General features: G+C 55.5%; 15 protein-coding genes. 6 read left to right on the top strand and 9 right to left on the bottom strand.

What is annotated here, in order from left to right:
• Positions 1–13 precede the first annotated feature (13 nt).
• Complete coding sequence (locus VN12_RS14420) at positions 14–469, top strand: four-helix bundle copper-binding protein (protein ID WP_146677483.1); 456 nt, start codon at positions 14–16, stop codon at positions 467–469.
• A 52-nt stretch (positions 470–521) separates the two neighbouring features.
• Here VN12_RS14420 and VN12_RS14415 read toward each other — a convergent pair whose 3' ends face one another.
• The 5 genes from VN12_RS14415 to VN12_RS14395 form a co-directional block, all read right to left on the bottom strand.
• Positions 522–1,418, bottom strand: coding sequence for a phosphatidylinositol-specific phospholipase C/glycerophosphodiester phosphodiesterase family protein (locus tag VN12_RS14415; RefSeq protein WP_146677482.1), 897 nt, complete (start codon positions 1,416–1,418; stop codon positions 522–524).
• 48 nt (positions 1,419–1,466) lie between these two features.
• Positions 1,467–1,706, bottom strand: coding sequence for a hypothetical protein (locus VN12_RS14410; protein ID WP_146677481.1), 240 nt, complete (start codon positions 1,704–1,706; stop codon positions 1,467–1,469).
• A gap of 167 nt (positions 1,707–1,873) precedes the next feature.
• On the bottom strand, positions 1,874–6,628 hold the full coding sequence (locus VN12_RS14405) for a PVC-type heme-binding CxxCH protein (RefSeq protein WP_146677480.1): 4,755 nt from the start codon (positions 6,626–6,628) through the stop codon (positions 1,874–1,876).
• 223 nt (positions 6,629–6,851) lie between these two features.
• Positions 6,852–11,450 carry a PVC-type heme-binding CxxCH protein gene (locus VN12_RS14400; protein WP_240491156.1) on the bottom strand — a complete coding sequence of 1,533 codons (4,599 nt, stop codon included), beginning with the start codon at positions 11,448–11,450 and terminating at the stop codon, positions 6,852–6,854.
• 81 nt (positions 11,451–11,531) lie between these two features.
• Positions 11,532–12,620 (bottom strand): Gfo/Idh/MocA family protein, encoded by a 1,089-nt coding sequence (locus VN12_RS14395; protein ID WP_146679940.1) that lies wholly within the window; start codon positions 12,618–12,620, stop codon positions 11,532–11,534.
• Positions 12,621–12,823: 203 nt separating this feature from the next.
• Here VN12_RS14395 and VN12_RS14390 point away from each other — a divergent pair, with 203 nt between their 5' ends.
• The gene (locus VN12_RS14390) at positions 12,824–14,020 is read left to right on the top strand and encodes a xylose operon transcription regulator XylR (protein WP_146677479.1); all 1,197 of its coding nucleotides are present in this window, start codon (positions 12,824–12,826) and stop codon (positions 14,018–14,020) included.
• A gap of 37 nt (positions 14,021–14,057) precedes the next feature.
• On the opposite strand, the gene VN12_RS14385 is transcribed toward VN12_RS14390, so the two are convergent.
• Complete coding sequence (locus VN12_RS14385) at positions 14,058–15,305, bottom strand: PQQ-binding-like beta-propeller repeat protein (protein WP_205855048.1); 1,248 nt, start codon at positions 15,303–15,305, stop codon at positions 14,058–14,060.
• Positions 15,306–15,473: 168 nt separating this feature from the next.
• Between VN12_RS14385 and VN12_RS14380 the strand changes: the two genes are divergently transcribed.
• Positions 15,474–16,769, top strand: a complete 1,296-nt coding sequence (locus VN12_RS14380) for a metallophosphoesterase family protein (protein WP_146677477.1) — start codon at positions 15,474–15,476, stop codon at positions 16,767–16,769.
• 100 nt (positions 16,770–16,869) lie between these two features.
• Here the strand turns inward: VN12_RS14380 and fba are convergent, their stop codons facing one another.
• Entirely contained in the window at positions 16,870–17,871 is a 1,002-nt protein-coding gene (fba, locus tag VN12_RS14375) for a class II fructose-bisphosphate aldolase (protein WP_146677476.1), read from the bottom strand.
• A 176-nt stretch (positions 17,872–18,047) separates the two neighbouring features.
• Between fba and VN12_RS14370 the strand changes: the two genes are divergently transcribed.
• Together VN12_RS14370 and VN12_RS14365 are read left to right on the top strand one after the other, a co-directional pair.
• A complete protein-coding gene (locus tag VN12_RS14370) occupies positions 18,048–18,569 on the top strand; it encodes a hypothetical protein (RefSeq protein ID WP_146677475.1) in 522 nt (173 codons plus the stop codon).
• Positions 18,530–19,540: a DUF1571 domain-containing protein gene (locus tag VN12_RS14365; RefSeq protein ID WP_146677474.1), complete on the top strand. Its 1,011-nt coding sequence runs from the start codon at positions 18,530–18,532 to the stop codon at positions 19,538–19,540. The genes VN12_RS14370 and VN12_RS14365 overlap by 40 nt, the downstream gene beginning before the upstream one ends.
• Here the strand turns inward: VN12_RS14365 and VN12_RS14360 are convergent.
• Positions 19,525–21,054, bottom strand: coding sequence for an FAD-binding domain-containing protein (locus VN12_RS14360; RefSeq protein WP_146677473.1), 1,530 nt, complete (start codon positions 21,052–21,054; stop codon positions 19,525–19,527). The two genes, VN12_RS14365 and VN12_RS14360, sit on opposite strands and share 16 nt — an antisense overlap.
• Positions 21,055–21,140: 86 nt before the next feature.
• On the opposite strand from VN12_RS14360, the gene VN12_RS14355 reads away from it, so the two are divergent.
• Positions 21,141–24,368, top strand: coding sequence for a glycoside hydrolase family 2 TIM barrel-domain containing protein (locus VN12_RS14355; RefSeq protein WP_146677472.1), 3,228 nt, complete (start codon positions 21,141–21,143; stop codon positions 24,366–24,368).
• An 8-nt stretch (positions 24,369–24,376) separates the two neighbouring features.
• Here the strand turns inward: VN12_RS14355 and VN12_RS14350 are convergent, their stop codons facing one another.
• Complete coding sequence (locus tag VN12_RS14350; protein ID WP_146677471.1) at positions 24,377–25,624, bottom strand: VCBS repeat-containing protein; 1,248 nt, start codon at positions 25,622–25,624, stop codon at positions 24,377–24,379.
• Positions 25,625–25,857: the final 233 nt, after the last annotated feature.

Genomic DNA, 25,857 nt, shown 5'->3' with positions numbered 1-25,857 from the left:
CAGCAGGAGTATTATGATGGTCCGACGCGAACTTATATTGGGTTTAGGCGCAACCTCGATGGCGGGCGCTCTCTTAGGTGGCTTCTCCACAGCCCAAGAACCTAAAGTCCCTGCGGGAGATGCGGCTCCACACCACGCCATGGCAGCCATTGCCCAGAAAATTGCCGCTTGCTCTGTCGAATGCAGCAGTTGCTACTCGCACTGCACCATGAACGTCGCGGCTGGAAAGAAAGAGCATGCCGCATGCGCCGCAGCCTGCTTGGATTGCGCCGATATCTGTGCGATGGCAAGCCGAGTTGTCGGTCGCCATGGTGCATTCCTGTCGATCGTTCGCGATGCGTGCGTCCAAGCCTGCTTGGCATGCTCGATCGAGTGTGAGAAACTCGCGGCCGACCCGATGATGAAAAAGTGCGCGAGCGTTTGCCGCGAGTGCGCCGAAGCCTGCAAACGAATGCATATCCAAGCGTAGGGCAGGAATTCGTTTCCGCTCGATATTCATTGCTCCGCGAAGAGGTTAACGTTCACTCGCGGGGCGAATCGTTCGCGCCCAAGACCATTTGCAGGTCTTTGAGTCGATCCGTATTGATGAAATCGACTTGCTCGCGCTGTAGCAGACGCCATACCTCCTCCCGATCTGGAATAGCCCAGAATCGAAGCTTCTTCCCCTCGGCATGTACCGACTTCACGAGCGTTCGAAGCTTTTCTAAATCCTCTTGGCCGATCTCTCCGACACCTCGCCATCGAAAGTGCAAGTTCCAATTATCGCTGAGCACAGGATAGAGGTCGCATGACCTCAGGTGACCTAAATCCGAGAGGCGACCATCGATAGTGGCCAGCCGAGGATTCGCACTTTCTATGTCCTCGAATGGACGATTGCCACTCACGATCACTTGGACCGCCCCCTTAGGATTCTCTCCGTCCGGCCCGCGTGCGAACAACATCGAACGATACGCGAGCAATTGCCGATGCAGCTCCGCAAAAGTCTTCCTGCCATCGGACTTGATATCGACCAACAACACCAGCGGCTGCGAGACTCCAGCACGCACCCGTCCGCCGTTCCCTTCGACAATCTGACGCAAAGGCTCCAAGTAAAGGTTTCGCAAGGTCTTCGCGCGATCGATTTCCGCCGCCGTATGCGCAACACACAAATCCCCATCGACCAAAAACACATCCGCCTCGACGGATGCAAATCCACTCTCCAACGCATCCCGAAGCGGTCTTCGGTGCAAATAATCGTTATGTGCGTGCGCGAACGGCATGTACTTCGTATTCGCTTGGGATGCGAGAGTTTCCCGCACCGGTTGGCCCGAGAGATCCTGGGCACAACAGATGGGGCAAACCAGACCTAGCGCTGCGATGCAGATGATAGGAAACCGGATCCATGGCAAGGGAAATCGGTGAGCACTTGGCGTCGTCATGGATGTTTCCCTTTAAACAGATGGCCCGCTTTAAACACAGGGCCCGCTTTAAACACAGGGCCCGTCGGACGGAAAGTCCTGTTCGTGAAAGCGTCTATGAAGCTCAGCAAAAGGCGCCACGATCACACCGATCCGCATTGCAATCGAGAATCGCTCCCATAGACCTTCGACTCCCCACCAACTTAAACCAATAAAAAACGCAGCGACAATCCCCATCACCACGAACAGGGTACTTAAATGGAACTGATACCAAGGTAACTTTTCGCGTTTCTCGGTTTGGGTGTACATCCCAGCTTCCCACTTCGGGGGCGTGCCACTCACTCCGCCACCCGATTTCGCGAGTCGCTCGCCCGCGCGCTCCACTCTGCGACCTTTGCGCCTTGGCGAGCGAACCGAACCGTCCACTCTGCGACCTTGGCGCCTTGGCGAGCCAACCTAACCACCTGAACCTCCGGCTACTTGCCCGTACCAAAGACGGCGATCTGGTTCAGATGCAAGATGCCCCGACCGTCGAGACCTACTTTGATGTAGCGACCTCGCGTTCCCGCGGGCAGCTCGATCTTGTAGTTCTCAGCGGGCTTTGACGATTTCCAAACTTGCTTCCATTCCCGACCATCGGTGGAAATCCACACGGCCAGATCCTTTGCCCGTTCGTAGAACTGCGGACTGCGTCGGTTTTGGATTTGGATCACGCGAATCTCCTTCTCGCTCGCCAAACGAATACCAACAGCTGGCGACTCGGAGCCTTCGTTGGGAGAGTGGAACGAGAACTCTCGTTGGGTAGGATCGACAGCGCTCAAGACGAGATTGGCCGAGCCTGACCATTGCGCTGGAAAGTTGTTGGGAAGCTGAATCTGCGCGTCGCGCGAAATCTCCACGAATTCGCCCGATTTGCGAAGCTCGCCGTCTGGAGCTCCGGTTTCGATCCAACCATCTTCTCGAATGGTAAACTTGTTCTGCCGACCGAGATATTCGATCAAATCTAGGAACTCGCTCGGTGCGATCGTCTTGGCCAATCCTTCAGGCATCGAGCTGGCCTTCATCTCTTTCCTCAAATCGATTTCTGATTTGAGAATTTCGCGTTCTTTCCCCTTTCCATCGGTGGTGGCAATTCCGAGGGTGATTGCTTCTGGCGTCTCTTTGAGAACAAAGCCGGTGACGACCTCTTCATCCACGGTCACCAACTGGATGGTCTCATAACCTTTAGCGATCGTATCGTTCGGCCAAAGGATATGCCGAATGATCGCGTCTTTGCCGTAACGGGCACCGACATCATCCAAGCGAGGGCCAAACGGCTTGCCTTGATCGCCAATCTGGTGGCATGCGGAGCAAACGCGGTTGAACACTATCTCCCCGCGGCGGCTGCTGCCCCCTTCAATCGATGCGATAGTGCGCATCGCTTCGTCCCGTTTCCATTGAGGGAGTTCCGGGTTCTCAGCATCACGCAAGGGCTTCACGACTCGTCCGCCGGGGCCAGACGCCAACTTGTAATCATCGTAGTACTTCCGCCTTCCATCCGTTGCATCGGCCAAGAACTTGCCTTGTTGAATGGCGTCATCCACTTTGGGGGCGAGTGCTTGCAGCGTATGCTCCAGCGTGTACTCGATCCAATAGTCCATCGGCTTGGTTGTGGCCAAGAGCGCTACTTCGGCTGCCTCGACGGTTTGCATGAAACTCAGGCCTCGAATTGCCTCCAATCGTACACGAGGATGTTCATCGACGATGGCTCGCTTGAGGACCTGCATGGCATCGGCATAGGTCTCCCATTGATTCGAAACGGCGTGTACCACGGCTGCGCGAGCGTGGAAGTCTTTGGCTTGAAGCAAACGGTTCGCAAGCTTCGGATCGATCTTGTTAAATCGCTCTTGAAGCCACAGCGCTTCACACAATCGCTCCTCCGTTACGTTTCCGGATACCCATCGATCTACGGCTGCCAAGACTTCTTTCTCATCTCGCGACCAGAGTTCGCGTCGAGCTCGGTAACGAGTTCGCGGTTCGTATTCGCTGAGCTGCCCTAGCAGTTCATCGATGCTCGCTTTGTCCTGCAACACCGGCTTGAGCAGCGGCTTGTTCTTGTACACCAAGCGGTAAAGGCGACCGTGAACGTGATCTCGATTCGGGTCCCGTTGCGAATACTGCATGTGCCCGATCAAGGCGTTGCACCAATCTCCGAACCACAGGGCCCCATCCGGACCGATCTGAGGATCCACAGGCCGGAAGAAGTTGTCGGTGGAAGCGATCAAGTCATCGACGCGTTCGCCCGTGAAACCCGCTCCTTCCGATTCATCGCGAACGTTGAAGCGAGGAAGTCCGTGCAGATTGATCACACATGCGTAAATAAATTGCCCCTGGACTTCATCCGGAAACTGTCGTGTGAACAAGAAATCGTTCCCGACTGCGGGACGAATGCCTTGATTGTCGAAATTGGGACGAAGCGTCTTGCGGGAATTGACGGCGAATCCAGAAAGAGGGCTGGTCCAATGCTGCTGCGCATTGGTTCCGTCCCCGATCGTTCCCATCCCCCATTTATCAAACACCATGCACCATGGATTTCCATAACCGGGCGTACGGAAATGCCGAACTTTCCACGACTTGGGATCGACAACATATGCCCCGGACGGTCCTTTGTTTCGGAAAGGTCCCCAAGGTGTCTCCATCGTGGTGGACATGGAAACGCCCTCGAGCATGTACAACAACCCACCGTGAGACCATTCCCAAGCACCCACGGTGTGGTGGGTGTCATCGGTCGCAATTCCATCGATGACTTGCGTGGCCTCGTCCGCTTTGTCGTCACCATCGGTGTCGCGCAGAAGAATGATGCGAGGTTGATCGACCACGAGCACTCCGTCTTCATGGAATTCAAATCCGGTCGGACAGATGAGTTTGTCGTAGAAGGTCTTGCAGACGTCCGCTTTTCCATCTTTATCGGTATCTTCAAAGATAAGAATCTTATCGCCTGGCTTCGCAGATCCTGGTAGCCATTGCGGATAGTTGATCATGCACGAAACCCAGAGCCGACCCTTTTTGTCGAACATCATCTGCGTTGGATTGGCCAACTCGGGGAAATCTTTTTCGGAAGCAAAGAGTTGCACCTCGAACCCTTCAGGCACCTTCATCTGCTTGATCGACTCTTCCGGAGTCGGATAAACCAAAGTCTTAGGTTCTCGCATCTGACGGAAACCGTCATCTCGGGTTCCGAACATGGTCTCGGGGATAAAGACCTCGCCCGTCTTCGAATCGTCTGGTTGCTCGGCCACTTTCTTGCCAGCGACGATATCCCAGATGTATTGGTCGCGAACTCCCACCATCTTGCGGATCTTCTGGAATTCTTTGGGGAAGGTCTCAGTGTCCCAGGTGCGACGACCTCCATACACATACCAACCGTTGAGCATTCGGTAGTCTTGGAGGTGAAGCCATGACTTGTCGTTCACCCATTTTCGCGTGTTGTGGAATTCCGACACATCGGTGCCCGTGGGATGTGGGGTCGCGAAGAGTTGAGAGTCTATTTCCTTGGCCAACAATCGGTCGCCACGTTCGTTGACGTGCAGCGTGTTGATGGTGTACTGCAGATCTGGCTCTTCTCCAAAGGCCTTCAAACTAGGGGTATAAACGTCGACGAACGGCAGGCCCAGCTCCTTAGCAACCTGTTGCACCGCCGTGGCATACTTCGCCAATACAGGATTGTTCTTGCTCGAATCGGGTAAATGGACATTCTTCGATTGCTCCATCGCGATCGGCGAAACCAATACAAATCTCGCTTCACGATCCTTCTTCGAGAACTTGCTCTTCGTCTTTGCGATCCATTCGCGGTATTTATCCTTGAAGCTCTCGAGCTGTGGATCCGATCCTCCCACAAAATGTTCGTTCATTCCAAAGAAGCAAATGAAGAGTTCAGGACCAAACTCTTCCATCGGATCGTCGACCTTCGTGTAGTCATCGGGGCGTTGCTGTAGCCCTACTTCATCTCCAGGCCAAGAGAAATTGCGAACCACCAGTTGCTTGTGGGGAAATCGAGTATGCAACAACGTCTCGAAGTATCCGAACAAATTCATACGTTCGCCGAGCGAACTGCCGACAAACGCAATCCGTTCTCCTTGCCGCGGCTCGAAGGAAGCAGGTGACTGAGACGATGGGGCCGTGTTGGTCGATGTCAATCGGAACTTCCATTCGGGAGATCCTGGAGGATCTTTCTGTGTCGGCGATTTACCCAGCCCGTAATCTTCGGCGTTCCGGTTCAAGGATTGCCAATACGTCTTATCGTTGATGAATCCATAAAAAGTCGGTTGGAACGGATCGACAAAGTCCACGTTCGTCTTCTCGGGTACATCTTTTCCCGTCAAAAAGAGCGAGGCATTGATGACGAGCCGGCGCAGATCTTCGTTCAAGAAATCGATCGATGCCCCTCCGGTGGTGCAGAACGCTTTTCCAGTCCCGGCGCCGTTCGGCCGCTGATATTCACGAACCCATGCGAAGGGTTGCATCGGATCGTTGATAGAGCCCGCCACATTTGAAGACGATGGATCGAGTGACTCGGTAACCGCGGCTCGCATCAGAATCTCGTCGGTGTTTTGCAAATGGATCACACCATAGACGTCCGAAGGGCAAAAGATATTCTGCACGGATCGCAAAATGGGGTGCGATTTCTGCTCGGGAACCACGACACCCCGCGCCCCCTGCACTTTGTGCTTGCCATGGTGGCTAACCCAAGTTTCCCCGAGAATCTTCAGTCCGAAGTCATTGTATGCCAAGCCTCCAAAGTCACCTTTGCCTTGGAACGCATGCGTTGCCGTTCGAAAACCGATGACAGGCTTGCCGGCGTTCAAATAATGGGTGATGTGTTTCGCCTGCTCACTATCAGGATTGCGAAATCGCGTCCCAATAATCATCAGGTCGGCATCGGCCAAGGCGTCGAGCCCTCGGAGACCGCGCGGATTATTAGCATCGATATAGTTCGCCCCATCCGGTCCCCATGCAAAGAGGATCGTGCATCGGTAACCGTACCGCTGGCTGAGGATTTTCCCCAACATCGGCATCGATTCCTCGGTTCGATACTCTTCGTCGCCTGCGATCAAGACGACATGTTTGCCATTGGCTTTACCATCGGCTGGCTCGAGGACCAGTTTGTCGGCCGCTTGCAGCAAACCCGTTGCATAAAGACTTGGGATTAGCCCGACCAAGGCGACCCAAAGGAACGAAAGAAGCTGTTTCATGGACTCTTCAGCGTGGTAGAGAGGTTGTGAGGCTTAAACGGAGGGGGGCCCGGTTCGCGGACCGCGTCTCAAGTATAGTCCAAAAGCGGGGGAAGGTTGAACGGTTCATCTCGACAAATTCATAGGGAGATCTTCCCCCCAAAAAAGCGAACGCCTCGCAAGGATTGCTCCCTGCGAGGCGTTTTCAACGCTGCAGTGGGGAAACGATCACTGAGCGTTTCGCTTACTCGGTCGTCTGAACCGTAATCGCCATAACGATCGGTGCAGAGACGTCATTCCCTTTGATCAACTCCAATTTGGCCAGCGGATCTTTCGAACGCGGCTTGATCGAGAGGTACCGAAGCTGCCGCCCATTCAAATTGAAGGCGAACTCGCTCTGGGGAACGTCGACCCGCTGGATATAGTCGGCAAAGTGCTCACCGTTGATCAGTTCGTGATCCTCGGTCTTTCCATCTTCGTAAGTCAGCCGAACGATCAGCGATTTGCTCCCCTTGGCGGAGGCAGGGTAGGACCATCCGCCGATGCCGCTGAGCATATGGATGGCGACTGCAGACGTCTTGCACGGAAGCTCCACTCGCTTGGGCATCTTCGGCGCCATGTTGCCATAAGGGCCGTAGAGCATGATCGCATTCGGTTTGGTACCGCGCTGGGGATCAACCAGCGTGAATGGAATATCTTTAAACGTCTTCACTCCCCAATCTCGGAAGACCAGACGTTCGGACATACCCGATTCGTCGAAGAACATCCCCTTGGTCGTGATGGAGGTCGCTACCGTATCGATTCCGAGTGGAACGTACTTGCCTTTGCTCGTGAGGAACTCGAGCAAGTCTCGCATCTCCACCTTGGTCATCTGATTCTCAAATCCCTCGGGCATCAAGCTCTTTTGAGAGGCGATGAGCTGATCGATGTCTTCGCGGAGGACAACTTCCTTCTTCGCCTGCGAGTTGATGATCTCGAGTGACGTCTTGCTTTCACCTGCCAACATCCCGGTGACGATCGTGTCATCCACCGTTCGAATGCTGTAGGTTCGGAAGTTTCCTTCGACGCTCCGACTGGGGTCGAGAATATGAACAAGCAATTCTTCTTTCGGATGGACTGCCATCCCGGTCAAGTTGGGACCGATCTGAACGCCCATGGTTCCATGAACATGGCACAGCGCGCAATGCTTGGCATACATCGCCTTGCCGTTCTCCAAATCTCCTTGCTCATGGGTGATCTCCATCCAAGATTCGACGACCTTCTGGCGATCGGCATTCATCGCCAGTCCCTTCGACTTGAGAAGCTCGTTCGCACGCGTTCGAATCGATTCGGTGGGATGGTCTCGAAGCGCCTGCTTCTGATCCAATTGAAAATCATTCCACGAAAGGGAACCAGTATCGATCAGATCGAGCAGTTCATTGGTGGTCTGCGGGCGAGCCAAGAGCAATCGAATCGCATTGCGGCGAAACTCGGGAGGCATCCCATTGCTCTTGGTCATCAGTAGCTTGGCGAGCCCATCGACCTTCACCGTCGCAAAACTCTGCATGATGCCTTCGACCAAATCCGGGCTGCTCTGGGCAGAAAGGGCCTCCAGCAACTTCGTCACCAACTCGGTGCTGTCGGATTGAAGCACCATGGCTTGTTTCGCAGCCGCGATCCGCGCTGGGATAGGACGTTCCGAATCGATTGCCGCGGTCGCCAGCTCTCCTACGATCTGAGCGAGGGCATCGGCGATCTCTTGAATCCCCGCGTTATTGGCCAACATCAGGACTTGGCTCTTCACTTCCACAGGAACCTCGGACTTAAGCCATACGCCGGCAATCTTGTCTCCCAGTCCTGCTGGCGCTTTGAATTCGTACTCGCGTGGCCACCCCTTGGCAATTCCCGACACGATCGCGCCGGCAACCTCCATTTGCGATGGGGATTCACCCAGAATGGCAAAAGCCTCTGGGGACATGCGGGATCGGGACGCGTGTTCCGCGACGATGGATATCCGTGCCAGAGCTTCCGCGGATTGCGGCTCCTTGGTCGCCAACAACTTCGGAAGAACTTCTTTCCAGTGAACGCTCGCTGCGCTGGTCCAGGCGTCCAGGAGCCACGTATCGGCTCGTTGGGAGCCCGAAAGCGATGCGAGTCGACTCGGGTTCGCGAGCGCGGCGATGACACGAGGCTCGGTCGCGTCGCTATCTGCTACTTTCAACAACGCGGTCAGGCGGACTTGTGGATCCTCATCGAACAACAAATTCTTGTCCGCAATCGTCTTCAACGAGGCCAACGAATCTTGAGCCGTTTGCACGCCATTGCGACGGACCGCGGGGCTCGGATGCTCGACAGCGGCCGCCGTTGGCAGCGCGCTCCCGATGCCTTGCAATACCCATAACGCGTGGATCGCCCCCACATTCAAACCCACGGAATCGATCGATTTGTCTTGGATCAACCCGTTGAGAGCTTGAAGAGTCGTATCACTCAAAGAACCCTTTTCGATGAGCAGTCGCTGTGCGGCGCGCCGCCAAAGAAAATTGGGATGCTTCAATGCCGCGACCAACTGCGATTCATTGTTGGGATCCAACCCATCGCGCACCAGTGCATCGGATTGTTCCAGCAACGCTTTGTCCAATCCATCCTTCCCTTCGTAAACCACGCGGTAGATACGAGCATGTTTCTTGTCTCGCAATTCGCTTTCGTAGGCATTTCCACGCCCCGTCTTGAATCCTTGCGGGGTAGGGTTGTGTTGAACGATGAAGTTATACCAATCGATGACCCAAACGTTTCCATCGGGACCGATCTCTGCCATGGTGGGAGAAGCCCATTCGTCCACGCTCGCGACGAGATTGAACGGGCTGGTGCTCTTGTACCCCGCACCGTCCCTATTCAGAACGAAGGAGCCGACAAGGTGTCCGGTCGGTTCGCATACGAACGCCAAACGATTCCACCATTCCTTTGGATAATTGCGAGCGGTGTAAAGCGAGTGCCCCGCACCGGCGGTGTAACCGTCGAAGTAGTCGACCTGTCGTACCTTGGGGGTGATCGCTTGGAATTTAAAAGTATCCGCAATGGTCTTGAGGACCTCTGGAGACCATCCATTGACTCGCTCGTAATAGCGATTAGAGATGGGCATGAAGTTGCTAGGATTGCCGTTGGCCGTAGAGCCAAAAATCAGCCCTTCTTCGCTGATTCCAATCCCCCAGGTGTTGTTGTTCGTCGAGCGAACGAACTCCAATTTGGAGACGCGAATGCTGTGCTGATCGAATCGACTGGATCGTTCGAGCGTGTTCTTACCCTCTTTCATGGCGAAGACAGGAGCGGTGTCGTCCGATGCACCTGCCTTGACAGCGAATCGCCAGAACCCTTGACGGAATCCTTGCTGGCGCTCTCCGTTGATCACAGGACGCGAGTCGTTGTAACCCTGCATGCCCCAGATCCAGTTATCGAGTCCATATTGAAAATTGCTGACACCCCCGTGGGTATCTCCCATCGCCCAACCGGTGATCAGTTCTTGTCGGAAGTCGGCCACATCATCCCCATCGGTATCCTTGAGGTACACCGTCGTCGTTCCGTCTTGGACAATCGCCCCTCCTCGATAGCAGACGATGGCGGTCGGGATGCTAAGGCCCGATGCGAAGACCGTGAACTTGTCCGCCACCCCATCGCGGTCGGTATCCTCGCAGATGCGAATGCGATCCCGTCCCTTGCCTACCGGCTGAAGCTCATTGGGGTAATCGATCGTTTCACAAAGCCACAATCGTCCACGGTGATCCCAGTTCATGGCCAACGCTTTTCCGGCGAGCCCCGCAAAGCTCGATCGCTTGCTACCACCCAACGAATCGTCCTCGCAAGCCCACAAACGGAGCGAGAAGTCGACAGGCGTCGAATAACGCTTGACCGATTCCACTGCTAGGAGCGGGTTCTGCATTTCGCTGAGGATGGTATCCCCCTCGCCTGATCGCTGGCGACCTCGGTAGTTGGGAATCGCATTCCCGACATTCGAATAGGTGAAGGGTGGCAGATCCTTCGAGATCTCGGTCATCTTGGGAACGGTGAATCGACTCGCATCTCGGAACGGAGCGACCTTCTCAGGCGACTTCTTGGCCGCCCATCGGATTCCCCTTTCCAAGAGATTGACGAATCCTGGTTGGCTCCAAGTGTCCATATTGTGGCCCCAAGCGGTGTAGAAAACCCGCCCTTTGCCTTGGGTGCGAACCCATGTCCAAGGTTCTTCGGTGGTGCCGGGAGCCAATCGTCCCTGCCGCCGTGCTTCCAGTACGACACGCCCCTCGGGATTGTGTTTGTGGTGGACGTAGGTCTCATCCCAACTTTCGAACCCGTCGTACCCCTTCATCAGTTCATGATCGGGTGCAACCATGACGGTTCGGAACCGTTCGCCACCGTGCTCTTTGAATTGAGCTCCGGTCAAGGCAATCAATTTGGGCGAGTTCAAAAAACAGTAGGAAGCGCAGTGGACAGGGACATACGCACCACCGTTCTCGACGTACTCGAGCAGTGCAGCCTCTTGTTCCGGCGACACTTCGTTGATATTGGCATACACCATCAACGCATCCAAACCACTCAGTTTTTCTTTCGAAAGAGCACTGGACACATCCTCCGTGTACTCGATCGCAATCCCGTTCTTTTGAAGGGGCTCTTTTATGGCTCGGTAGAAATCAGAAGGACGGTGGTGCCCCCGATCGCCCAACAACAGGACTCGGACCGACTCCTGCGAAAAGAGGGGAGCCTTCAGTCCAACGAGGATGCAAAGAGATAACAATCCGTTCAGGACCGTTCTCCATGCGATAACCCCTTGCTGCGGGGCCATGCCGTATGGTTTTTGAATGATAGAACTCATAGTTCTCGATAGGGCTGCGGTGATAGATGGGAAGGAAGGAAAGGTTCTAGAGCAAACGAACGGTCGTTTGCCAGATGCTGGCTACTGGAGGGTGAACGCGGGGAGCCGGACGATTTGCCCGCCCGCTACGGCGCTTTCGTGGGCGCAGATGCCGACGCAGGTCCAGTTGGCACTGGTGACTGCGTTGGGCCATGGGTCCCGATTTTCTACCAATGAGCTGATAAATTCGTGGACCAAATGGGGGTGAGAACCGCCATGCCCTCCCCCTTGAATAAACGACAAGTGGTCTGCGTCTTGAATCGATTTGGTAAAGGCTCGGATCGGTTCGGGGAGCAAGTGCGCATAGTCGGGCACCACGACTTCGCTCGCAATCTCGTGCTCCGGAAGCTTCGCCGTGTGGAGAATGTGATTCTTCCCTTCCACGAGCGACCACTCGAAACTCTTTTTGGTACCGTAGACGTCGAAGCTTTCGCGGTACTGCCGCGCGGTATCAAACAGGAATCGCCAAATGTGGGCGGCGATGTCGGAATCCTTGATCTTGATATGGCAGGTTTCGACGGCGAACTTGTTGCCGGACTTCTTTGCCAACTCGTCTCGAATCGTTCCGGAACCGAAACAGGAAACATACTCTGCACGACCGTTGACCAATCCTAGAACCGGCGAGACGACGTGCGTCGCATAGTGCATGGGGATCATCCGCTCCCAGTACTCCGGCCAACCCTCCATGTCCTGCGGATGACTTGCCGACATATACTGAATCTTTCCAAGCTCCCCTTTCTGGAACATTTCTTTGATGAACAAGAACTCGCGGCTGTAGACGACCGTTTCGGCCATCATGTATTTCTTACCTGTGTCTGCGACCAATTGGCAGATCTTGTCGCAATCTTCGATGTTGGTTGCCATGGGGACGGTGCACATCACATGCTTCCCCGCCTGAAGCGCCCGCATGCTCATCCATGCGTGATCGGGAATCGGAGAATTGATGTGTACGAAATCGATCTCGGGATCTTCCAGGACTTTGTCGAAGTCGGTGTAGCGCTTAGCGATTCCAAACTTGTCCCCCGCCTCGTGCAGTTCGTGCTCGTTTCGGCGGCAAATCGCAGCGACATTCGCATGGGGATGACGCTGGTAGATAGGAATGAACTCGGAGCCAAATCCGAGACCAACCATGGCGACATTGAACTTCTTAGACACGTCTTTTACCTGAGATGCTTGGAAAGGAACGAGGGGGAACAACAACCCCCTACGGCAGCGAGAATTCCATTAACGCGACCCAAGCGCGCCCAGTTTCCCGCTGTAGAGTTCTAAATCTTGGATCAAACCCGGACTTTGGACTATGATAAAATGCGCAAAAAAATTGAGGTATTTTACAAATGGCCAAACGGCGAAAAACGGTAGCGCTCCTGATCGAGACGTCGAATGCGTACGCGCGGGGGATCCTGGAAGGCATTGTCGAGTACCAGCGGACGCGGGATCAGTGGTCGGTCTACCTCCCCGAACTGGAGCGAGGGGCCAGCCCGCCGGATTGGCTGAGCGATTGGAAAGGAGACGGGGTGATCGCGCGCATCGAGACCGAGGCGATCGCGGCGGCGGTCTCGCAATTGCAAGTCCCGACGATCGATGTGAGCGCTGCTCGACGCGTGCCGAACATCCCTTGGGTTGAAACCGACGACGTTCGCGTTGCCGATCTCGCGTTCGAGCATTTGCGAGAACGGGGATTCCGGCACTTCGCATTCTGCGGACCCAGGGGCTTCAATTGGGCTCTGTGGCGCGGCGAGCAATTCGAACGGCGTTGTATCGATGCTGGTCTGGATATCTCGGTTCACTGGACGGAATTCCGATCGCAATCGCAGTTCGCGAAGTCTGTTTCTCGCAAATCACCCGAGTCCCCGATGGACCACTGGCTCGATTCCCTTCCCAAACCGGTTGGTCTCTTTTGCGCATTCGACATCCAAGCCCAAATCGTATTAGACCATTGTCGCAATCTGGGGATTCAAGTCCCCGAACAAATTGCCGTGATCGGAGTGGACAACGATCCGATCGTCTGCAATCTGGCTCACCCGTCTATTACCAGTGTCATCCCCGACGCGCGCGGCGCAGGGCAACGAGCCGCCGAACTCCTCGATGCTTGGATGCAACGCTGCCCACGCCGAAACACCAAAGGCCCTCCGAAATCGCTCCCCGAATCGATCTTGCTCAAACCTCTCGGTATCGAATCTAGACAATCCACCGATGCGACGGCCGTATCGAGCCCGGACATCGCCGCAGCAGTTCGGTTCATCCGAGACCATGCCTGCGATGGAATCGATGTCAGCCATGTCCTCCAACACATTCCGCTGTCCCGCCGAAAACTGGAATACCAATTTGTCGAAGCAACCGGGACCACTCCCCACGAAATGATCGCGCGCGTTCGCATGGAACGGGCGCGACGTTTGCTTCAAGAAACCGATCTACCCTTAGAGGAAATCGCAAATCGCTGCGGGTTCGAACACCCGGAGTACATGAACGTCGTCTTCAAACGACGTTACCAAATCACCCCGGGACGCTTTCGTAAACAACAAATGACCTAGGCATGCAAACTTGCCAATGCCCACGAACGACCACCCGCTATCGAATGTCGTAACACCAGAGTGAACCGGCGTCAAAGACGAGCAGCTTGCCATCGGAAATGGCTGGATAGGTCCAAGCCTTCGATTGCCCACGCTCGGGTGCATTGGGTGGCGTGGCCTTTCCGAGCAATTTGTAAGAGGTGGGGTTGGCTTCCACGACGGCGATGTCGTTGTTCTCTCCATGCAAGTAAAGCTTTCCATCTGCGTAGCAAATCGAACTCGCTCCAATGCTGCGCTCCTGCCATTGAATCTCGCCCGTCGAATACTTCACACAAAGAATCGTGGGACCTGAAGTTCCATAGAGATAGTCCCCCACCAGGACCGCCCCCCCCATGCCGGTCGGCAAGGTCTTGCTGAAGTAAACCTCCTTGGCTTCCGTCGCGCCACGGGTGATCGCAGCGACCGAACCGCCCACTCGACTGGCGCCGGTATAAACAAAATTGCCGCTGACTACCGGGGTCTGAACATTGGCCGCTTGATCGGCCGTTTTCTTATAACGCCAGAGGAACTTCCCCGTCTTCGCGTCGATGCCCGCCACCCCCTTGGAAAGGAACAAAACATATTGCGGAACTCCGTCGATTTCCGCTCGGATCGGAGAGGAGTAACTGGCTTCGTCCCCTTCCTCGGTCGCGCACTTCCAAATCAACTCCCCTGTCCCTTTATTCAGTGCAACGACTGTTGCATCCGGGCCACCGGGCGAACAGATAAGCTGATCGCCGTCGATGAGAGGGGATTCCGTATAAGCCCACGATCCAGGCTTGCCACCCAAATCCCGTTGGAGGTTCTTGGTCCAAAGAACCGTGCCCCGCTTGGCATCCAAACAAGCGAGGTCTCCGTCGGATCCCAGTGCATAGATGCGATCCCCATCGATGGTCGGAGTCGAGCGGCTCCCTGGATATTGCGGACCGCGATTGGGTCCGACCTTACCCAGCTTGGTTTTCCATTGCACCTTCCCATCCGCCATGGAGATTGCAATCGCCTCTTCTGCTTCCAAGCCCTGATTGGTGATCAGATAGGCGAGCCCACCCGCAATCGAAGGAGAGGAGTAGCCGCTCCCCAGTTGGGTCGCCTGCCACAGCAGCTTCGGACCCTCTGCTGGCCATTGATTCGCGAGCCCCTTCTCATTCGATTTACCGTCTCGATGGTTACCCCGAAACTGAGTCCAATCGGCAGCCGTAGCCATCGACCCGTTTGCAATGGCAAGTAGCGTTCCAACGGCAATTGTCCGTGCAAGCATTGATTTCATCAATCCATCCTCATCAGAGAAGTTCGAAGCGGCGGTCGCCCCCCATCTTATCAAATCTTCGCGATCGATACGCGAACATCCGGCTATTGGGTGGCAGAGGCTCATGCACCTGTCTAAACTCAAGAAACGAGCGCCCCCATCCCTCCCCTCTCTACAAACCATCCCCCCATGCTCCACCGCCGAATCTTGCTGGGCGCTGCCCCCCTTACCGCCTTCGCTCTCTCCACCGATTGCTTGCTCCGTGCCCAAGACCAACAGCCAGCCGCGGGCAATCCCACGCAGAACTCAGGTCCGGTGATCGCGAGCCCGCCTGTGGTACAGCATCGAACCCCAACCGGATTCACGGTGGTCTTTCAAGTCAAAGCGTTGGCGACAGGTTGGGTGGAGTGGGGCACCACACCGGACAAATTGGATCGCCGTGCCATTGGACAACATCACGGACTGAAGACCGCATCTGACCTCGCGCTTGCCATCCATGTTAACCATGGTTCAGAACTTGCTGATGCACCGATCTACTATCGCCTGCACGCGGTCCCTTTGCGAGTGGTGGATCGAAACGTGCAATACGGGGAAGAGGACATCGGTACAGTTCATTGTTTAAGAGCGTTCCCCAACAATCCGGATCGTGTCCACATTGCGGTGGTAAACGATACGCATGAGAACGCGAAGACAATTGCAAAACTTTGCGAGAGGATCGAATCGCATGATCCCGATTGGTTGATCTGGAATGGCGACACCTGCAACGATTTCCACCCGGGTAAGGATGTAGCTTCCATCCTGCTAGGGCCGGGGAAAACGGGTGATAAGGACGGCGGTGGCTGGGCCTCATCCCGCCCGCTGATCTTTGTCCCCGGCAATCACGATGTCCGAGGGAGACTCGCCCACCAATTGCAGACTTGTTTGCCCGGATGGCCCTATGGAGCCGGTGGGAGCACGCTTCACACACCCTATTGTTCGCTCCATCGGATCGGCCCGATGGCCATGGTGACGCTCGATACAGGGGAAGATAAACCGGATGCGCATCCAACGTTCCAAGGAACAGCGGCCTACGAACCGTACCGCGATCAGCAAGGGGCTTGGCTCGCCAATGCAGTGAAGGAGAAGGAATTCGCGACGGCTCCCTACCGTTTGGCGATCTGCCATATCCCGCTGCGCGGGCTTCCGGGCCAAAACGATGGCACTTCGATGGAAGGCTATGCGTACTACTCTGGATTCGGTGCGAAAGCTTGGATGCCAACGCTGGTCGATGCCAAGGTGCAGGCTATCGTCAGCGGGCATATGCATAGCACCCGCCTCGATGTCGCCGTCGATGGACTGCCCTCACAAATCGTGATGGGAGGGCCACAAATGGAAATCGCAACGCTGACGCGCATCGTAGGGGACAAGAACTCCCTGTCGATCATTGTCGAGAACTTGGACGGAAAAGAAATGGTCCGCCAGGATCTCAAGCCCGCTTTGAGTTAGAAGGACGGGCTGAATGAAAAAAGAAAAGAGTATGCCGCTTCGAGAACGGCATACTCTGATTTGGTGAGAACGCCGTTTGGAAAACGGCCACAGCGGAAGATTACTTGATCTTGCTGGCGTTGCCGGCTTGGCCGAAGGCGATCATGCGGTCCATGCAGACTTGCTTCATCGCCGTGCGTGCTGGCTTCAAGTAATCGCGAGGATCGAATTTATCGGGATGCTCTGCGAGAACCTTGCGAATCGCACCGGTTATGGCCATTCGGCAGTCGGTGTCGACGTTGATTTTGCGGACGCCGCTCTTGATCCCCCGTTGGATTTCCTCGACGGGAACACCCCACGTTTGCTTCATCGATCCACCGTACTTGTTGATGATGTCCTGCAGTTCTTGAGGAACGCTGCTGGAACCGTGCATGACCAAATGGGTATTCGGAATCTTGGCATGGATCGCCTCGATGCGGGACATCGCCAACACTTCGCCGTCCGGTTTGCGGGTGAACTTGTATGCACCATGGCTGGTACCGATCGCAACAGCGAGGGCATCGACATTGGTTTCTGCAACGAAGCGGGCTGCTTCATCTGGATCGGTGAGTAGTTGGTCATGGCTAAGAACCCCTTCGGCGCCGTGTCCATCCTCGGCTTCGCCACCTCCTGTTTCCAAGGAACCGAGACAACCCAACTCACCTTCTACCGAAACGTTGCGAGCATGCGCCATCTTGACCACTTCTTTGGTCACGTTGACGTTGTACTCATAGGAAGCAGGAGTCTTGCCGTCTTCCATCAGCGAGCCATCCATCATCACGGAGGTGAATCCGTTTTCGATCGCGGAGAGACAGGTCGCTGGAGAATTGCCGTGATCTTGGTGCATGACAATCGGAATCTCTGGGTAGAGCTCGACTGCCGCGAGCATCAAATGTCGCAGGAACGCATCTTGTGAGTACGACCGTGCACCGCGCGACGCTTGGATGATGACTGGGGAGTTCGTTTCCTTGGCCGCTTCCATGATGGATTGGATCTGTTCCATGTTGTTCACATTGAAAGCAGCGACGCCGTATCCATTCTCGGCTGCGTGATCGAGGACTTTGCGAAGGGGAACGAGAGCCATACCAGTGTCTCCGAGAGGAATACCAGAAAAATACGGATGCTTGCAGCCTGTAAGCCGCCGAAACGACCGATGTGTCCTGCAAACGGGAGGTGAAATCCTCCATTCAATGGCGTAGGATTATGCGTTCGATCATCGGGTCCGACAATCCATATTTCCTTTGAAATCCCGTATCCCTCATGGACAACGACTTCCGTCAACCGATCCGCAGCGTTACCAAAATGCAGCCGCTCGATAGTTATTTGAGCGGTAGCTGGGAAGCGCTCGGTGCAGGTGCGCCGGTACTAGTCGCCTTATCACAACTTAGCAGCGAGTCTATGGTGAAATTATCTTCCGCAGAGTTACCATCAGTGGATTCTCTATTGCCGGAAGCGAAAGCCATCCTCGTCGCAGCTCGGGATCGCGGGGTGATCGAACTCAAGGCGCTGAATACGGCTTTCGAAGCTCCTTCGCGTCTCTTGGCGGTCTACATCGAAGTGGATGAAACGCAAACCATCGCTTTTCGCGACCCAAATGTCCCTGAAGTAACTGTCCGTTTCCTGGAAGGATTCCGCCAGCTCTGCGCATTAGGGCTGGTCATGCACCATATTTACCGCGATTTTTCTCTGACGAGTCGCGGATTCGACCTATCACGTACCATCAACCAGGAAGAGGTTCAGCCATGGATCGACAAAGGGACCGAGTTCGGTCTTCACGATTAGGCTTGCTGCTGGCCGGATTCACGCTCTTCCTCTCGACAACCCTATTCCTAGGCTGGCGCTGGTGGAAACAGGCGACGACCGGCGACGTGGTCACATCCATTCCCTCCGATACGCCGTCCAGCCACCAGACCCAAATAATCCATTCAGGGCGCGACACGATCGTCTCTCCCATCGTGGCAGATGTCGATAACGCGGGACACCAAACACTCTCCAACGAGCGCCCCGTGGAGAATCACGCCCTAGACGAAGTCCTCGAACTGGCGCGCACCGCACTGGCTCGCCATCGCGAGAAACACCACGACTACACTGCTAACTTGATCAAGACGGAGCGGATCGGCAAGAACCTCGCTCCAACCACCAAGATGTCGATGAAACTGAGATACCGCGAACTCATTCCGGAACGGAATCTCCGCGGTGTCGATGTCTACTTTCGATTCTTGGAACCCAAAGCCCAAGCGGGGCGAGAGGTGATCTATGCGCCCAACAAGTACAACGGGATGCTCAAAGCCCACGAGTCGGGTCTTCTCGGCCTCCTGACAGTCGAACTCTCCCCGAATAGTCAGCTCGCGATGCGAGGCAATCGTTACCCCATCACGGAAGTGGGGATCGAAAAACTGATCATCAAACTGGTCGAGAAAGGGGAACGAGATCGACTGCGAGGAGAATGCGAAGTCCGGCGCTCCGTCGATCAGCAAGTCGAAGGGCGCCCGTGCGAACTGATCGAAGTAATCCATCCCGAACGACGCTTCATGCAGAACGGTCGAGCGGAAGATCACGAATTCTACAAAGCGAAAATCTGGTTCGATCAAGACGAATTGGTACCGATCAAATACGCCAGCTATCTGTGGCCCCGCGAAGAAGGAGGCGATCCCCTGCTAGAAGAGGAGTACACTTACTCCGAACTTCAGTTCAATGTCGGCCTCTCCGATTTGGATTTTGATATCGAAAACCCAGACTACCGCTTTCCTTGATCGAATAGCCCACCGCCGGCATCCTCGCTATACGTGCGGATGTATTTCTTGACGGAGTACTTGCTCGCGGTCGATTCGCTGGTCATGTACCGAACCTTTCCAAAAATCGGTCGCTCGGGCCCCCATGCTCGATCGTAACGCCCGAGCACCCAAAAGATTCCACTATAGGAGTTCGGGTTTCGGCCATCCAACGCGTACTTGTTGTTGAGCTCAATCATGATGCGAAGCGCCTCCTGCGGTGACTCGCTCCAGTGGAGAATCTTTTTGCCCCAGAGCATGCGCAAGTAATTGTGGATGCGTCCCTCCCGGACCAATTGCCTCTGGGCTGCATTCCAAAGAGGATCATGAGTCGCTCCCTTTTCGAATTGCTCCAAATCGTAGACGTTCTCACGTCGATCGCTCGCGTGATCGGCCAAAGTTGCGAGAGCCCACTCCGGTAGCGATTCGTAACGCATGTAATGAGGTTCGCGCACACACATGTTGAAACCTATCTCGCGCCAAGTCATCAACTGATCCATAAACGCTTCGGCATCCGTCCCCATATTCCAAAAGCCCTCCATCTTCCCGTTCGGTTTGGAAAGCTTGCTGGTCGACCAATCCGTCTGCTTGGCAATTGCCAAAAAGACTTCATGAGGGCTGATGTTCCCGAAGTGCAAATAGGGCGATAGCCAGCTCGATCCCGCCTTCTCCGGTTCGTTGCGATCTTCTGCGTACGTCGAAAGCCGCCTGCGCACAAACCGATCCAACACCTTGCGAGCCTCGACTTCACCTCCAGGTTCGCCAGTCGGGGCAACAGCATGATCGATTGGAAGTCCTCCCACGTCGATCCGTTCCAAATCTTCCAGCGAACCGCGATCCAACTTCAACCCATACCGCTCGGCCCATGAACGAGGAAGTTCCGGTAACTTCGCCGATTCCAAATAACGCAGCGGATCTTCAAGCGGAAAAACGGGAAATGTCTCCGACACCACTTTTTGCATCGCGCGACGATAGGAGTGGGCCACCGTGAAAGTCCGATCCATCTCCCGCATCGGAACAATCGTGTTCGAATCGACAATCTCCATCAAACAAGGAACTCGCGGAGCGACCATCCGAAACATAGTCGGATGGAAGAAGCACGGAAAATCATCGCTGACCAGAACACATGCTCGCTTCGACAATGCTTCGATGAGCCCGCGACCCTGATTGGCCACGGGCTCGACATAAGAACAGTAGGATGCGTTCGACGCGATGACTGCGCGAGCGGTATCCCGCATGCTATCGACGATAAAACGATGAAACCGATCGCTGGCCCAACGGTAATGGCATCGCAGGGCATCGAAGACCAGCAATGGTTTTCCCAACCGATTGGCCCACTCGACTCCCCGTTGGAGCGCAAAATTGTACCGGGTTCTTCGAAACGCGGTCATCCAATAAAGAACGTAGTCCCCCTCAGACGGGACGTCCGATGCGAGGACCGGATTCCGATTAGCGGGGAAAATGCGAATCGCAGGAATGGTGTCGGATAACGGCATAACTAAGAAGGAGTGGGAGGTAATGCACCGGGTCAGCTATTAGAATAATGACCGGTCGTCAATGATACTCCCGCCAACTACCATCTATGCCATCGCTCCTTCGACTCATTGTCTGTTTCGCCCTCTTCTCCATTCCCGTTCCTGCTTTGGCACAATCCCCGGATCGGGCCGCGAAAACACCTTTGCGAAGGGCTCACGAATTAACCGGTTGGAAAGTGAAAACCAAGGGAACGGAAGTTTGGCATTCCATCGATACAAATAATTCGTGGGAAGCGACCCTCGGGGATTCGTTCGATGGCATGGCAACCTACGAAATCCAGCTACCTGCCCTAGAGCCTCTTCACCAGACCGGTCGCCTGCTCCTGCACTTCGAAACGGTCGCCACCCATGCAGTTATTCGGCTGAACGGCGAGCCTATCGGTGAACACCTCGGGGGCTGGACACCCTTCCGGATCGATATCACCGAACGTTACCAACCCAACGCCGTTCTAACCGTCGAGGTCGATGAAAAAGTAGGACATAACACGCAGGGCTTCCTACCAATCTTCATTCCACATTTCGGTGGGATCTGGAAACCGGTCTCGCTCATTCAAACCACGGGTCCTGCTTTCCTGGATGACCTCACTCTTTTCGCTGGCGGATGGACCGACGAGTCGCTGACCGTGAGAACTTCGGTGCAAGGCATTGATAATAACGCTGCGATCTGGGAGGTCGGACTGAAGGAATTGGGCTACGACGACGAACAGACTGAGTGGCAGGATCTCTCGTCGCAAGAAATGCAGGTGGAGTTTCGACGAACGCGGCCGGCTTCGGATCCGTGGACGAAGTGGTCACCGCAAACGCCCGTTCAATATCCCTTTGAAGTGCTCCTAAGAGAAAAAAAATCGCAACGCATGATCGATCGCTATCGCTTTCAGAGCGCGATCCGGCGTGTCGAAACGAGAGGGAGAGAGATTTACCTCAACGGTGAGCCCATGATCCTGCGCGGCGTTTTGAACTGGGGATATGCCCCACCTCGCCTCTGCCCCACATCGGATGAAACATGGATGCGACGGGAGCTTCAGTTCGCGAAGGAACGAGGATTCAACATGATGAAGTTTTGCCTTTGGGTACCACCCAAGCGTTACTTCGAGCTATGCGATGAGATGGGCATGTTGGCTTGGATGGAATACCCTACCTGGCATCCAAAACTCACCAAAGAGTTTCTGACTCCGCTGGTCCAGGAATATGAAGAGTTTTTCGCCTACGATCGCAATCATCCGTCGGTCATCCTCCGAAGCTTGACCTGCGAGACGGGTCATTCGGCGGATATCGATGTTGTGCGGGAGTTATACGATTCCGCGCACCGCGCGATCCCCAGCGCGATCATCGAAGACGATAGCAGCTGGATCGGTTGGCACCGCGTACACGACATTTACGATGACCATCCCTACGGAAACAACCATACGTGGAAACAGACCCTGCAGCGATTGGAAGATCACATCGCGCAGCGCGACCCCAAACCGCTGGTTCTCGGAGAAGCGATCGCGGCCGACACGTGGTTTTCAAAACCAAAGTCTGCACCGATGCCTGAAATGCCACACCTACTTTTGTCCGCCGGCCAGCTCGAACCCGCCATCCAACGCATGGAGAACTATCTCGGGGAGAGATTCGACCCGACCTCCTCCTTTTCCTATGCGATGGAGATGCGGAAATTTCAAATCGAGCGGTACCGCTTTCAAATGCCGCGCCAAGGATATACCGTCAGCGTGATTCGCGATTTCCCGTTCGCCTCCATGGGCTTGATCGACTTCTTCGATCGGCCCAAATCCACTCCGGACGATTGGAGTTGGCACCGCGATCGCGCCATCGCGTGGGAAACCGAGCAAGACCGAAGAAGCTTTCGAACCTCTGGGCCCATTTCCGGCAAGGTGCATTTTCTAGAAACGCGAGGCGAAACCGGCGTGGCGACGATGGAGTTTGGAGAGAAGACATTCCAACTACCCATCGTTCCGGAGCCTGAACGGCCGGAAACCACACCCATCACCTCCGCCGATGCGCTTCGCCAGGCAGGGATGACGACGATTGCGTGGTCCATCGATCCCAACGCGGTTCCCGACGATCGGCGGGAACCGATTTCCAAAAAAGCCTTTTCGGTTCGCTGGGTCGCGGGACCTCGTTCCGATCGTCCCATTGCGTCCAACACTTGGAATCTGTGGCTCATCGATAGCGAATCGATCATCCCCTCGTCCGCGCGGGGGTATCGACACCGCAGTGCTAACGGTGTACGGCTTGGAGATCGGCTCGATACGTTCTTCGCAGGTGCATGGAGTTCGGACACTCCTACCGCCGGGGTCACGGTCGCTCGACGGCTCGATAGGGAGTTGCTGGCTTGGGTTCGCAACGGTGGCAAACTGGTGTTGCTCCCCGATGGTGGAGTCGGTTCGTTGATCACATCCGATCACTGGTTCCTGCGAGGAGCACCCGCGGTCAGTCGCACGCATGTGGGGGACGAATCGCTCGCGCGCATGGCTGCCGACTTGCAGTCGATGGATCTGGGTGGCCCCGTTCTCCGCACTCCCGATTACTTGGACGAAGTCGAGTCTTGGGCATTGCTGTGGGATAACCACGACATCGCTGAAGTGCGGATCCACGCCCAATGTTGGGGAGCGAAGGTCGGCCAAGGCCAGATGTGGGTAAGTACGATGGCCTATTCTCCTGAACGAGGTGCTGCTTGCGAACGTTGGATCGAGCAAGGAGTGAAGGCGTTGATCGAAAGCAGGTTCGAGCGCGCCTTGTCGGCGGAAACCATCGCCCGGTTCGAGTTCGACTTGGAAAACCCTCAAGTCGAGTTGAAGCGAAAGGGCTGGACCTTTAAACCGGACCCTAAGAACGAGGGGCTCGCAAAGCGTTGGCACATCGACATCGATGCCAATGCGGCACCGGAGAAGATCGAAATTGCTAAGCAATGGGACTCACAAGGCTATGGAGGCCTCGATGGGTGGGCTTGGTACGTCCAGCGATTGGCGATCCCCGAGGATGCACGATACGTCGTCTTCACCGGAGTCGACGATCTTTTTGAGGTCTATGTCGATGGCGTTCTTTGCGGTGGCGGTGGAGATCGCGAGACCAAACAAACCGCCTTCGAGCAAACCATCGCCGTCCCGTTACCTCCCGAGCGCAAGGAGACAGTTACCATGGCGATTCGCGTGGAAGACTGGCAAGGAGCTGGGGGTGTCTTCCGCCCCGTTTACCTTACCAAACAACCTCCTCCATCCAAGCCCTCGCTGTTGCGCCGCGAAGTTGCCAGCGAGGCTGTCCAGAGGGCCGATTGATCCAAGGCTTACGGTTTCTGGCGATAGATCACAGCATTCTTGGTAGCGCGACCCACAGCGACGATTTCCAGTTTGCGATCCCCGTCCAGATCGGCCAGGACCAAATCCTCGACGGCCACCTGCCCTGGCTCGATCGCTTGGCGAACCCATTGGCCATTGACGGCGCGATCGTAGACGCGGACACCGCATCGGTGGGGCAAGTCCTCGTCGCGCACCCCGATGACAATTTCTTCTTCAGGATCGTTATCGAAATTACCGCATGCGACCGCATGTCCCCACTTCAGCTCCCGATCGATGACTTGGCGCGGCCAGGGAGCATGGGTTGAGGATTCCTTCCACTGAAAGGAGGCTGGCTGTTCGTACACGACGACTTGATTGCCATGCCAAGGCTCAATGGTGGCGATGAAGTGACGATTCTCGGGACCGCTACCTAGCCGAACCTCGCTCGCACCGCGGGCAGGGGCGGCAGCTTCATGACCCGCGCCGAGTCGCACGCTGGACAGTGAACCATCGGAGTGTTGGGAAAGCCAATGCACGCCTTCGAAGCTCGCGGTGAGAAGATCTTCTTTGGCCGCGTCCCATGGGCTTGGGAAGGGATGAATATTGTGCATCACCGTGAAGGATTTGGTCAGGATGGATGAGGACCATGCGACCGCGCTGTTCGAACGCTTGACGTAGAATCGAGTCAACTCGACTCCTTGGTCGTCGAATCCAGGTGGTTGGGAGTTTCGACCTTTGAGAGGTGCGACGACCAGTTCGGCTGCAGCATCCCCATCCAGGTCGAGCCATTGCATCCGATGGATGGTGGGAAACGTGGACTCAATCGGGTGATGTTTCCAGGGAGCGCGCGGATCGGCGGGAGATTCCAACCATCCCACTGCTCCGCCTGAACGCGTGTTGTTCGGTTGCCAATCGGTGCCCACGGCGAAGTCGATGTCGCCATCCCCATCGATATCGTGAGGGGCGAAACAAACGTTGTCCGCTTTGGCTTGCGGGGTCGCGTGGATCACATGCACGCGCCAGTCGGGTGCTTCCAGCCAAAGGAACCGTTTGGAGTCGGCAATCGCGATATCGAGCTTCCCGTCACCGGAAATGTCGAGACAGCGGACGGCATAACCGACGGTGAGTTCCACCGGGAGGACTTTCGCCTCCCAATCCGCTGCCTGAAGGAGCGTGACGGGAGAAATCGCCGCCGGAAACATCATCAGTGCGAGGAAGCGAGACAGGGTTCGAACGCGGGGAAGTAGATCGCTCATAGGATGCTGCTCCGATCATTGGGTGGTTAAATCACATTGAGAGACACTTAAAGGCGACCCAATGCTGATTGTGAGGAAAGGGAGAGACGCGGACCGTCGGGGAGGGGTCATTGTAAAGTCTAATGCTAACAAGTTGTTACAAGACAAAGATGATGCAAACACCCCGTCTTAACACCCTCAAAGCGCGTCGAAGCCTTCGAGAGCGCTGGAAAAAAAGCGACTGAATTTCACGT

This window comes from Pirellula sp. SH-Sr6A (genome assembly GCF_001610875.1).
GTDB lineage: Bacteria > Planctomycetota > Planctomycetia > Pirellulales > Pirellulaceae > JBKCUI01.
This window is presented reverse-complemented; position numbering and strand designations above follow the sequence as displayed.

Excerpts from the sequence above, each read along its gene's own strand:
- VN12_RS14420 (WP_146677483.1), top strand. The coding sequence starts at position 14 with ATGATGGTCCGACGCGAACTTATATTGGGTTTAGGCGCAACCTCGATG.
- fba (WP_146677476.1), bottom strand. The coding sequence starts at position 17,871 with ATGGCTCTCGTTCCCCTTCGCAAAGTCCTCGATCACGCAGCCGAGAAT.
- VN12_RS14380 (WP_146677477.1), top strand. The coding sequence starts at position 15,474 with ATGCTCCACCGCCGAATCTTGCTGGGCGCTGCCCCCCTTACCGCCTTC.
- VN12_RS14390 (WP_146677479.1), top strand. The coding sequence starts at position 12,824 with ATGGCCAAACGGCGAAAAACGGTAGCGCTCCTGATCGAGACGTCGAAT.
- VN12_RS14355 (WP_146677472.1), top strand. The coding sequence starts at position 21,141 with ATGCCATCGCTCCTTCGACTCATTGTCTGTTTCGCCCTCTTCTCCATT.
- VN12_RS14350 (WP_146677471.1), bottom strand. The coding sequence starts at position 25,624 with ATGAGCGATCTACTTCCCCGCGTTCGAACCCTGTCTCGCTTCCTCGCA.
- VN12_RS14400 (WP_240491156.1), bottom strand. The coding sequence starts at position 11,450 with ATGAGTTCTATCATTCAAAAACCATACGGCATGGCCCCGCAGCAAGGG.
- VN12_RS14410 (WP_146677481.1), bottom strand. The coding sequence starts at position 1,706 with ATGTACACCCAAACCGAGAAACGCGAAAAGTTACCTTGGTATCAGTTC.
- VN12_RS14360 (WP_146677473.1), bottom strand. The coding sequence starts at position 21,054 with ATGCCGTTATCCGACACCATTCCTGCGATTCGCATTTTCCCCGCTAAT.
- VN12_RS14405 (WP_146677480.1), bottom strand. The coding sequence starts at position 6,628 with ATGAAACAGCTTCTTTCGTTCCTTTGGGTCGCCTTGGTCGGGCTAATC.
- VN12_RS14365 (WP_146677474.1), top strand. The coding sequence starts at position 18,530 with ATGGATCGACAAAGGGACCGAGTTCGGTCTTCACGATTAGGCTTGCTG.
- VN12_RS14395 (WP_146679940.1), bottom strand. The coding sequence starts at position 12,620 with ATGGTTGGTCTCGGATTTGGCTCCGAGTTCATTCCTATCTACCAGCGT.
- VN12_RS14385 (WP_205855048.1), bottom strand. The coding sequence starts at position 15,305 with ATGAAATCAATGCTTGCACGGACAATTGCCGTTGGAACGCTACTTGCC.
- VN12_RS14370 (WP_146677475.1), top strand. The coding sequence starts at position 18,048 with ATGGACAACGACTTCCGTCAACCGATCCGCAGCGTTACCAAAATGCAG.
- VN12_RS14415 (WP_146677482.1), bottom strand. The coding sequence starts at position 1,418 with ATGACGACGCCAAGTGCTCACCGATTTCCCTTGCCATGGATCCGGTTT.